Annotated in this window: 3 protein-coding genes; all 3 read left to right on the forward strand. The window is 56.9% G+C overall.

What is annotated here, in order from left to right; genetic code table 11:
- Positions 1–995 (forward strand): DUF4258 domain-containing protein (locus tag HP566_RS19960; RefSeq protein ID WP_249979048.1); only part of this gene is annotated, 995 nt, incomplete at its 5' end.
- A complete protein-coding gene (locus tag HP566_RS19965; protein ID WP_249979049.1) occupies positions 995–1,291 on the forward strand; it encodes a hypothetical protein in 297 nt (98 codons plus the stop codon). The genes HP566_RS19960 and HP566_RS19965, both read left to right, overlap by 1 nt.
- A gap of 37 nt (positions 1,292–1,328) precedes the next feature.
- Positions 1,329–1,853 (forward strand): hypothetical protein (locus tag HP566_RS19970; RefSeq protein ID WP_249979050.1); only part of this gene is annotated, 525 nt, incomplete at its 3' end.

Genomic DNA, 1,853 nt, shown 5'->3' on the forward strand with positions numbered 1-1,853 from the left:
ACGTGGTCTCAGGAGTCCTGTTCCATGCCGTTGGCGACCTCGCCAACGATCACCTCTGGCAGGAAGGCGACCCGCAAAAGATCGCATTACATGCCCTGATCGGCGGCAGCATCAGCGAAGCGATGGGTGGGGATTTTGCGACCGGCGCCCTGGCAGCGGGGGCCAATGAAGCGTTGATCGAACAGTTGGCCGAACTGGTGGCCAAGGATGCGACCTGGCTGGTGGCGGCCTCCCAGGTGGTGGGTATCGTCGCCGCCGAACTGGCGGGCGGAGATGTGGCGATAGGGGCCGAGGTGGCCGGACAGGCCACGCGATATAACTACCTCACTCACCAACAGGTCGACGACTACGTCGAAGAAGCTAGAGGATGTGAAGAAAGAGGCGACTGTGCCGAGGTACAGGAAAAGTATCGCGCACGCAGCATTGCCCAGCAGGATGAACTGATTGCGTTGTGTGCCGCCGATGCCGGGGCTTGTGCTGAATATCAGTCGTTGGTCGATGATGCCATGCTGTTCCGCGCGGCGCTGGATGGCTTGGGAGGCAGAGATATCCCATGGGACATCGGTCTGGATGCCGGCCCGTTGCTGAGCCAATATATGGAAGCGGAATCCATAGTCTCCCAGGAAGGCTTTGCGCAGTTCCTTCAGGAGCAGCATGGCATTAGTCGTGATCACGCAGCTGCTTTGGCAGCTATGGCTGCATCGGCTGCATTGCCAGCAGGAAGCAGGCATAATCAGATGAATCAGCCTGAAAATCCCTCTTACCAACCTAGAAGAAATGATGCTGCAGCTATAGGCGGGAGGACGTACAGTGGACATGCTCTAGACCGAATGCAGGATCGTGGAATTACTCCTTCTGTAGTGGAGGATGCGATTCGAAATGGACAGTCCTACCCCAGTAGAGGTGAGGCAACCGTTTATCATAGTCCTGGCAATAATGTAAGTGTTGTTGTTAATGCTCAGGGTGATGTCGTGACAACTAGGTATGGTAGGTGATGAGTAGAGAGTATATTGAAAAAAAGTCTGAAACTGCTCTGAGTAGTATGTTTAGATTTTCTGGATTTGTCGCAGAGACTGAGTTTCTTGCCAGTGCGACGTGTGTGGAGTTTCAAGAAAAATATGGCCGGGCTTGGTTCGACATGGAGGTGGTGAATGCATTGGCTTTGGCTGAGTGGGAGCAAGATAGTAGCCCGGAAGAGTGGAGTAAGATCTGGGTTGAAAAATATAGAAATGAGGCTGAGGAAACTCTTTTTGAGTTTTTAGAAGTGGTTAAAGAATGGCCTGTGCAATGATAGTATTCACCTGACACATGCCCCCGTGGGAAGCGAGATGTTCAGCGGTGGCGATCAGCGCTACCAAGCTGCCCGGCTGGAAGCCGACGGCGACATCGCACTGCAAAGCGGTGGTGCCATTCGCTTTGAAACCGCCAGCGACATCCGCAGCGAAGCCCACGAGCGTAGCCGTAGCAACTTCGCTTGGCAGTCGGCGCGGGGCGAAGGCGTCATCCGCGAGACACTGCGCCAGAGCGAGCTGGTGGCGCAGGGCGAGATGATTATCCAGGCCGCCCAAGGCATCACCATCGACGTGCCGGAAGTCAATGCGCAAAGCGTGCGCCAAACCATCGACGCCATGGCCGAAGCCAATCCCGACCTCGCCTGGCTGCAAGCGATGGAAGCGCGTGGCGATATCGACTGGCGTCAGGTGGAAGCCATCCACGACAGCTGGAGCTACTCCCAGTCTGGCCTCGGGCCGGGCGCCGCGCTGGCGGTCAGCATCGTCTCGGCCGCCTGGGCGGGTCCCGCTGCCGGCGGCCTGATCAACAATGCCATGGGTGCCGCGATGGTGAATGCCGGA

The sequence above is a fragment of the Vreelandella olivaria genome (assembly GCF_023507745.1).
GTDB classification, from domain to species: domain Bacteria; phylum Pseudomonadota; class Gammaproteobacteria; order Pseudomonadales; family Halomonadaceae; genus Vreelandella; species Vreelandella olivaria_A.

Excerpts from the sequence above, each read along its gene's own strand:
- HP566_RS19965 (WP_249979049.1), top strand. The coding sequence starts at position 995 with ATGAGTAGAGAGTATATTGAAAAAAAGTCTGAAACTGCTCTGAGTAGT.